At 70.3% G+C, this 8,522-nt stretch carries 8 protein-coding genes; 4 read left to right on the plus strand and 4 right to left on the minus strand.

Annotated elements, in window-relative coordinates; all coding sequences use genetic code 11:
- Positions 1–13: 13 nt before the first annotated feature.
- Together ACFPQ9_RS21510 and ACFPQ9_RS21515 are read left to right on the plus strand one after the other, a co-directional pair.
- Entirely contained in the window at positions 14–805 is a 792-nt protein-coding gene (locus tag ACFPQ9_RS21510) for a MerR family transcriptional regulator (protein ID WP_380855392.1), read from the plus strand.
- Positions 802–2,001, plus strand: a complete 1,200-nt coding sequence (locus ACFPQ9_RS21515; RefSeq protein WP_380855395.1) for a glycosyltransferase — start codon at positions 802–804, stop codon at positions 1,999–2,001. The genes ACFPQ9_RS21510 and ACFPQ9_RS21515 overlap by 4 nt, the downstream gene beginning before the upstream one ends.
- Here the strand turns inward: ACFPQ9_RS21515 and ACFPQ9_RS21520 are convergent, their stop codons facing one another.
- Positions 2,002–3,252 (minus strand): YncE family protein, encoded by a 1,251-nt coding sequence (locus ACFPQ9_RS21520; protein ID WP_380855398.1) that lies wholly within the window; start codon positions 3,250–3,252, stop codon positions 2,002–2,004.
- Between the two features lie 188 nt (positions 3,253–3,440).
- Between ACFPQ9_RS21520 and ACFPQ9_RS21525 the strand changes: the two genes are divergently transcribed.
- A complete protein-coding gene (locus ACFPQ9_RS21525; protein WP_380855401.1) occupies positions 3,441–4,103 on the plus strand; it encodes a TetR/AcrR family transcriptional regulator in 663 nt (220 codons plus the stop codon).
- Positions 4,104–4,132: 29 nt separating this feature from the next.
- On the opposite strand, the gene ACFPQ9_RS21530 is transcribed toward ACFPQ9_RS21525, so the two are convergent.
- Positions 4,133–5,356, minus strand: a complete 1,224-nt coding sequence (locus ACFPQ9_RS21530; protein WP_380855404.1) for a glycosyltransferase — start codon at positions 5,354–5,356, stop codon at positions 4,133–4,135.
- Positions 5,357–5,561: 205 nt separating this feature from the next.
- Here ACFPQ9_RS21530 and ACFPQ9_RS21535 point away from each other — a divergent pair, with 205 nt between their 5' ends.
- Positions 5,562–7,526, plus strand: a complete 1,965-nt coding sequence (locus tag ACFPQ9_RS21535; protein ID WP_380855407.1) for an RICIN domain-containing protein — start codon at positions 5,562–5,564, stop codon at positions 7,524–7,526.
- 7 nt (positions 7,527–7,533) lie between these two features.
- Here ACFPQ9_RS21535 and ACFPQ9_RS21540 read toward each other — a convergent pair whose 3' ends face one another.
- Positions 7,534–7,887 (minus strand): hypothetical protein, encoded by a 354-nt coding sequence (locus tag ACFPQ9_RS21540; protein WP_380855410.1) that lies wholly within the window; start codon positions 7,885–7,887, stop codon positions 7,534–7,536.
- Positions 7,884–8,522: cytochrome c oxidase subunit I (locus tag ACFPQ9_RS21545; RefSeq protein WP_380855413.1), on the minus strand; the 639-nt coding region annotated here is incomplete at its 5' end. The genes ACFPQ9_RS21545 and ACFPQ9_RS21540, both read right to left, overlap by 4 nt.

Below are 8,522 nucleotides of genomic sequence, written 5' to 3' on the forward strand. Positions count from 1 at the left end.
AAAGGGCAGGTGAATGAGTTACTCCGTGGGGCAGGTCTCGGCCTTCGCCGGGGTGACCGTGCGCACGCTGCACCACTACGACCGGGCGGGACTGCTCTCGCCCAGCGGTCGCAGCGGCGCCGGTTACCGGCTGTACGACGACGCCGACCTGGCCAGGCTCCAGCAGATCCTCTTCTACCGCGAACTCGGCTTCTCCTTGGACGAGATCGCCGAGATCCTGAAGGACCCGCAGGCGAACGCACTGGAGTATCTCCGGTCCCGGGTACGGCAGTTGAGCGAGGAGATCGGTCGGTTGCAGAGGCTGGCGGAGGTCGCCGAGCAGGCGATCGACGTGCAGCAGACGGGCGTGGAACTCACCCCGGAGGAACGCTTCGACGTCTTCGGCGAGATCGCCTTCGACCTCTCCTACGCCACCGAGGCCCAGCTCAAGTGGCAGGACTCGGCGGGACAGAAGGAGTCCATGGCCCGCGCCGCCGCGCACACCAAGGAGGACTGGCGGCAGCTCATGGGCGAGGCAGCCGCCTGGCGCGCGGAACTGCTCGCGGCCTTCGACGAGGGCGAACCCGTCGACGGCGAGCGTGCCATGGACCTCGCCGAGGAGCACCGGCTGCACATCGCCCGCTGGTTCACCACCTGCCCGCCCGACATGCACCGGCGCATCGCGGACGACTTCGCCGCCGATCCGCGCGCCTTCGCGCTCGTCGTACCGCCGTCGCAGCAGCGGCCGGGCCTCGCCGCCTATCTCTGCAGGGCCGTCCACGCGAACGCGGCCCGCCGGGCGGACCGAGAGGAGGAGGACCGATGAGGATCCTGATCGCCGCCGCCGGATCACGCGGCGACGTCGCCCCGTACACCGGGCTGGGAGCGGGTCTGCGGGAGGCCGGGCACGAGGTCACCGTGGCCACGACGGACAGCTTCGCGCCCCTGGTACGGGAGGCGGGCCTGGGGTTTAGGAGCCTTCCTACGCGCCCGCAGGCGCAGCAAGGCGTCGAAAGCAGGCGTGAACTCCTGTGCACCGCCGCCGCGTTCGTCACCGAGCTCGCTCAGGGCTTCGCCGACGCCGTGGACGACGGCACGGACCTTCTGCTGCTGTCGGCGACCACCGCTCCGCTCGGCTGGCATCTGGCCGAGGCGAGAGGCATCCGGGCGATCGGCGTCCATCTCCAGCCCAATGCCCCGACCGGCGACTTCCCGCCCCCTGTGATGGGCACGCGCTCTCTGGGCCGCTTCGGCAACCGCACCGCCGGACGCTTCGCCCTGCGCATGGCTGACCGCGTCTACGCCGAGGCCGTCGCGTCGCTACGCCACCGTCTCGGCCTGCCTCCGTCGGCGCCCTCCGCAATGCGCCGACGTCAGGAGCGGGCGAACTGGCCCGTCCTGCACGGCTTCAGCACGGCGCTGGTGCGGCGCCCGTCCGACTGGCGCGAAGGACTCGACGTCGTCGGCACCTGGTGGCCGTACCTCTCCCCGGACCGTCGGCTGCCCGCCGACGTGGAGGACTTCCTCGCGGCCGGAGCGCGCCCGGTGTTCATCGGGTTCGGCAGCATGGCGGCCGGTCACGGCGAGCGGCTGAGCCGGATCGCCGTCGAGGCGCTGCGCGGCGCCGGGCTGCGGGGCATCGTCCAGACGGGCAGCGCCGGACTCGCGGCCGACGGCGACGACGTCTTGACCGTCGGCGACCTGCCGCACGCCCTGCTGTTCCCCAGGGTGGCCGCGGTGGTACATCACGCCGGGGCGGGCACCACGGCCGCCGCGTTGCGCGCCGGGGCGCCCTCGGTGCCCGTGCCGGTGACGGCGGACCAGCCGTTCTGGGCGGGCCGGCTCGCCGCGATCGGCGCCGCCACCGACCCGATCCCCTTCGCCTCGCTCACCGCCGAGCGGCTCGCGGACGCGCTCGGCCGGACCGTGCGGCAGCAGGCGTACGCCCGTGCCGCCTCGGTCGCCGCACGGCACATGGCGACCGAGGACGGGGTGTGCGCGGTGCTGAAGGCCCTGGGCTGATCAGTTCGCCGCCGGACTCGCCCAGCCGCTCTGCACATGGCCGAGCCGGACCCGCTGCGGGTGGTCGCCGACCGGGACGGACACCTGCTTCTGCCCGGTGGCGAAGTCGATGGCCGTGACCTGGTCGGTGCCGCTCTCGGAGACCACGCAGGACTTGCCGTCACCGCTGACCGTGGCCCAGTAGGGCTTGGAGGCGGTGACGAGCGGGCCCTCCTGGAGCGTCGTGCGGTTGACGACGGTGGCGTAGTCGTCCATCGTCCCCGCGACGCACAGCTTGCTGCCGTCCGGGCTCATCGAAATGCCGTGGTGGCGTGAGTCGTTGACGAAGGTGGTGCGGTCGTCGCTGGTCGCCGGGTTCTTCGGCAGGGTCTTGGTGCGGGTGATCCGGTCGGTGGCCAGGTCGTACTCGAAGAAGCCGTTGAAGAACGACACCTGGAAGTACAGCTTCGACTCGTCCGGCGAGAACACGGCAGGCCGCACCGCGTCCGAGTAGTCCGTGAGGCCGAGCGCGTCCAGCTTGGGCCGCATGTCGATGACCTTGACCTGCTTGTACGTGGTCGCGTCGACGACCGTGATGCGCCGGTCGCCCTTCGTCCAGTCCAGCCAGGGGGCGTCGGTCTGCGTGTTCACGTCGCCGATCGCCATGTTGTAGATGTACTTGCCGTCCTGCGTGAAGATGTTCTCGTGCGGCTTGTCGCCGGTGCCGAACTTGCCCAGCTCCCGACCGCTCTCGATGTCCAGGACATGCACGGTGTTGGAGGTCGAGGCCGACACGGCCACCCGCTTGCCGTCGGGGGAGACGGCCATGTGGTCGGCGCGGTAACCGGACACCGGGAAGCGCCAGTTGACCTCGCCCGTGGCCAGGTCGAGGGAGACCACGTCGGCGAAGCTGGGACGCGAGACGACGACCGACTTCCCGTCCGGCGTCGAGTACATGTCGTCGACGAACTGGTCGTGGCCCTCGCCGACGCTGTTGCGGATCGCCATGAAGTAGATCCACTTGATCGGGTTCGCGTTGATCTCCGCCATCCGCTCGTCCTTGTCGGGGATGACGTTGATACGGCCGATCTTCGCGAAGTCACCGGACGACTTGATGACGTCGGCGGTGCCGTCCCAGTTGTTGCCGACGAACAGCACTTCGCGCAGTGCGGCGGAGGAGTCGGCGGCGGTGGCGGCGGTCGCGGAGGCGGAGACGGTCAGAGCGAGGGCGGCGGCTACGGAGCACAGGTGCCTGGTTCTGATGGCAGGCATGACTGCTCTCTCTTCCTCTGAAAGGGGGTGGGCGTCATGAGTGGGGCATGCCGAAGCGGAGCGTCGAATCTGAACACATGTGCTTTCAGAATCAACTTACTGAAAAGTAAGGAGGGGGTGCCCTTCTCCACAAGACTGCGTACACGACAAAATTGATCGTCGGGACGGCGCGGCGGCGGGAGGACAGCGTGGCGGGCAGGATCAAGGCGCCCACCGGCCGCTACGGCGGCAAGTCGGCCGAGGAGCGGCAGGCCGAGCGACGGCGGCGTTTCCTCGACGCGGCGCTGCAACTGTTCGGCGACGGCCCCGGCTTCCGCGGGACGACGGTGGCGGCGCTCAGCGAGGCCGCCGGACTGTCGACGCGTCAGTTCTACGAGGAGTTCCGCACCCTGGAGGATGTGCTCGCCGCGCTCCACCTCCAGGTCAACGGGTGGGCGGAGGAGGCCGTCCTGGGCGCGGTCGCCGAGGCGGAGGACATGCCGCTCGCCGAGCGTGCCACCGTGATCTTCCGTGCGTACGCGGCGAACGTCACCTCGGACCGGCGCCGTATCCGCATCACCTTCGTCGAGATCATCGGCGTCAGCCCCCGCCTGGAGGAACAGCGTCTGGCGCGCCGCGCCCGCTGGATCGACCTGGTGTGCGCCGAGGTGGCGGGCGCCGTCGCGCGCGGGGAGGCGGCGCCGCGCGACTACCGGCTGGCCGTGACGGCGTTCATCGGCAGCGTCAACGGGCTGCTGCACGACTGGAGCGCGGGATGGGTGGACGCGACCCTCGACGAGGTCGTCGACGAACTCGTCCGTATCCTGCTCGGCATCCTCCAGCCCGTCGGGACGCGGCTCACCGGGCCTTGAACGTCTGCCGACCCAAGCCGCACCGTGCTTCAGCCGCCGAGCCGGTGCACCGCGTCCAGCACGGGAGCCATGCCGTCCTCGGCGCGCAGCCCGTCGGCAAGGGCGCGGGCGCGATGGCCGTGGGCCGGGTCGCCGGTGGCCTGCCGCAGGGCGGCTGCCAGGGCGTCGGCCGTGAACCTCCGCAGCGGCAGGGCGCGCGGCGCGACACCGAGCGAGACCAGGCGGGCGCCCCAGAAGCCCTCGTCGAACTGGATCGGCACCGGTACCGCGGGCACCCCGGCGCGCAGTCCGGCGGCGGTCGTGCCCGCGCCGCAGTGGTGGACCACGGCGGCCATCCGCGGGAACAGTGCGGAGTGCGGCACCTCGTCGATGGTCAGGACGTCGTCCCCGGCGGCGGCCAGACCGCCCCAGCCCCGCTGGATCACCGCCCGCAGCCCGGCCGCACGCACGGCACGCACGACCTCCGCGCTCAGCCCCGCCGGATCGGGGACGGTCGCGCTGCCCAGGCCCACGAAGACGGGAGGCGGGCCGGCGTCGATGAAATCCCGTAGATCGGGCGGGAGTTGAGCCGAACCGTCGTAGGGCCACCAGTACCCCGTCACGCGCAGGTGCGGGCCCCAGTCGTGCGGACGGGGCACCACCAAGGGGCTGAAGCCGTGGAGCACCGTGCCGTCCGGGCGGCCTCGTAGCTCGCCGCGGGCCCTGACGCGAGGCAGCCCGAGGCGTGCGCGCGCGTCGGGTACGGCCGCGGAGAAGACCCGCTCGATCGCCAGGTTCACGGCATGGCCGCCGACCCGGTTCGGCAGGCTCCCCCAGGAGCCCCCGCCGAGCATCGCCGGGGCGAACTCCCGGGTGGGAGCGAGCGGTTGGAGCGGCAGGTCGATGCTGGGCAGGGACAGACCCTCGGCGATGGCGTGTCCCAGTGGTGCGGTGGAGGGGGCGAGGAGCAGGGCGTCGCTCGACCGCGCCGCGGCCAGCATGTCGTCCGTCAGTGACCCGGCCAGGCTCCGGGCCAGCTCCACCACGCGTACGAGCTTGCCCAGGCCGCTCCCGCTGCGGTGCAGACTCCGCCCGCGCGCGGACTCCAGCTCCGCCCGAGGGTCGATGGGCAGCGGATGGAACCGTACGCCGGACTTCGTGACCAGCCGCTCGAAGCAGCCGTGTGTCACCAGGGTCACCTCGTGCCCGGCCCGGGACAGGGCGTGCCCGAGTCCGGTGTAAGGAGCCACATCGCCCCGGGAGCCCACTGTCATGATCGCCACCCTCACCTCGCCAGTATGGCGGCGCAGGACCCCGAGAGCGCCAACTGGACGCGCGAACGGGCGACTTCAGGTCCGTCCCATCCGTTGACTTCCCCCTCGCACGGCCCTAACTTCAGCGCCACGTGTTCGATGTTCCGAATTGCGTTCGAAATCACGGACAACTTGCCTTCCCCCGCTTCCCGCGTGAAGGAGCCGCATGTACCCCCCGCCCCGCACCAACCTCGTCCGCCGCTTCAGAACCGCCGTCACGCGTGCCCTGGTCCTGGCGCTCACCGCGACGGCCGCGCTGCTGTTCGCGGCGCCCACCCCGGCCCGGGCGGCGACGACGGCCCGGCAGATCCCGGTGCCGGCCGCCCCCATGGGCTGGGCCTCCTGGAACGCGTTCGCCGCGAAAGTCGACCACAACGTCATCAAGCGGCAGGTCGACGCGTTCGTGGCGGCGGGGCTGCCCGAGGCCGGCTACGAGTACATCAACATCGACGAGGGCTGGTGGCAGGGCACCCGTGACAGCGGCGGCAACATCACCGTCGACGAGGCGGAGTGGCCCGGCGGGATGAAGGCCATCGCCGACTACATCCACAGCAAGGGCCTCAAGGCCGGCATCTACACCGACGCGGGCAAGGACGGCTGCGGCTACTACTTCCCGACCGGCCGCCCCGCCGCGCCCGGCTCCGGCAGCGAGGGCCACTACGAGCAGGACATGCTCCAGTTCTCGCGCTGGGGCTTCGACTTCGTGAAGGTCGACTGGTGCGGCGGCGACGCCGAGGGCCTCGACCCGAGGACGACCTACCAGGCGATCAGCGACGCGGTCGCCACCGCGACCGCCACCACCGGCCGCCCGCTCGCGCTCTCCCTGTGCAACTGGGGCTACGACAACCCCTGGAACTGGGCACCCGGCATGGGCCCGATGTGGCGGACGAACACCGACATCTTCTTCCACGGCGGCACACCGTCCTACAGCAACGTCCTGACCGCTTTCGACCGCAACATCCACCCCACGGCCCAGCACACCGGCTTCTACAACGACCCCGACATGATGGTCGTGGGCATGACGGGCCTGACCGCCGCCCAGAACCGCAGCCACATGAACCTGTGGGCGATCTCCGGCGCCCCGCTGCTCGCCGGCCTCGACCTCACCACCCTCACCGCCGAGACGACCGGCATCCTCACCAACCCCGAGGTCATCGCCGTGGACCAGGACCCGCGCGGCCTCCAGGGCGTCGAGGTCGCCGAGGACACCACCGGGCTCCAGGTGTACGGCAAGGTCCTCGCCGGCGGCGGCAACCGTGCCGTCGTCCTGCTCAACCGCACCTCGACCACGCAGAACATGACCGTCCGCTGGTCCGACCTCGGACTGACGAACGCCTCCGCGACCGTCCGTGACCTGTGGGCCCGGCAGAACGTCGCCACCACCGGCACGAGCTACACCACCGGCGTGCCCGCGGGCGGCTCCGTCCTGCTCACGGTCACCGGCGGCACCGAGCAGTCCGCGAGCACCTACAGCGGCACGTCGAGCTTCTCCGGCGTGGTCGCGGGAAGCGCCGGCCTGAAGACGGTCGAGGTCTCCTACACCAACAACACCGCCACCGCCCGCACGGCCACCCTCACCGTCAACGGACAGACCCCGACCAAGGTCTCCTTCCCCCCGACCGGCACCGCCGCGGGCAACATCTCCGTCAACGTCTCCCTCGCCAGGGGCAACGCCAACACGATCGCCTTCTCCGGCGCACCGACCCTCGAAGGCATCGTCGTCCGGCCGCTGCCCGGCAAGAACGGCACGCTGATCACCGGCACCGGGTCCGGCCGCTGCGTCGACATCGACGACAACACCCTCGCGAACGGCACCGACGCCCAGCTCTGGGACTGCACCGCCGGCCAGAACCAGATGTGGCAGTACCACAGCAGCCGCAAGGAACTCGTGGTCTACGGCAACAAGTGCCTGGACGCCTACAACCTCGGCACCAGCAACGGCACCCGTGTCGTCATCTGGGACTGCAACGGCCAGAACAACCAGAAGTGGAACCTGAACAGCGACGGCACGCTCACCAACGTCCACGCCGGACTCTGCCTCGACGCGTACGGCGCGGCCACGGCCGACGGCACCAAGCTGGTGCTGTGGAGCTGCAACGGCCAGAACAACCAGAAGTGGACGGTGAGCTAGCGCCGGCCTAGAGAAAGCACACGGTCAGGACACCGACGGCCACGGCGCACGTCAGCAGCCAGCCGGCCAGCAGACGGCGCCGCAGGTCGCGGTAGGTCGCCTCGTACTCGTCCCGCAGTCTCCCGGCACGCACCGCCGTGTGCTGCCAGGAGACGCGGGCGAGTGCGAGGTATTCCGCCTCGAACCGCCGCTCCACCTCGCCCCGCTGGGTGTCCGTCAGCCAGTGCAGCGGAGCACTGAATCGCGCGGCGGCCGATCGGCCCTCCTCGCGGGTCGCGGCGAGCAGCAGATGCCCCTCGATGTCGTTGAGGAACTTGTCGTTGAGCCCTTTTTCGTTGAGGTATTTGTCGGTGAGGCTCACAGCGTGGTCAGCTCCTTCCGCCGCTCCGGGGCGTGATGCAGGTCGAACGCCGGGGATTCGGAACGGATCCGCGGCAGGGTGAGGAAGTTGTGCCGCGGTGGCGGGCAGGACGTCGCCCACTCCAGCGAGCGGCCGTAGCCCCACGGGTCGTCGGCCTCGACCTTCTTGCCGTACTTGGCGGTCTTCCAGATGTTGTAGAAGAACGGCAGCAGCGAGGCGCCGAGCACGAACGAGAACACGGACGACAGCGAGTTGAGCGTCGTCAGCCCCTCCACCGCCAGATAGTCCGGAATCCGGCGCTGCATTCCGTTCACACCCAGCCAGTGCTGGACGAGGAAGGTGCCGTGGAAGCCGACGAACAGCGTCCAGAACGTCATCTTGCCCAGGCGCTCGTCGAGCATCTTGCCGGTGAACTTCGGCCACCAGAAGTGGAAGCCGGAGAACATCGCGAAGACGACGGTGCCGAAGATGACGTAGTGGAAGTGCGCCACCACGAAATAGGTGTCGGAGGTCGGGAAGTCCAGCGGCGGCGAGGCGAGCATGACGCCGGTGAGGCCGCCGAACACGAACGTGACCAGGAAGCCGACCGCCCAGAGCATCGGTGTCTCGAAGGACAACGAGCCCTTCCACATCGT

It is taken from the genome of Streptomyces coerulescens, assembly GCF_042657965.1.
Lineage (GTDB): Bacteria > Actinomycetota > Actinomycetes > Streptomycetales > Streptomycetaceae > Streptomyces > Streptomyces coerulescens.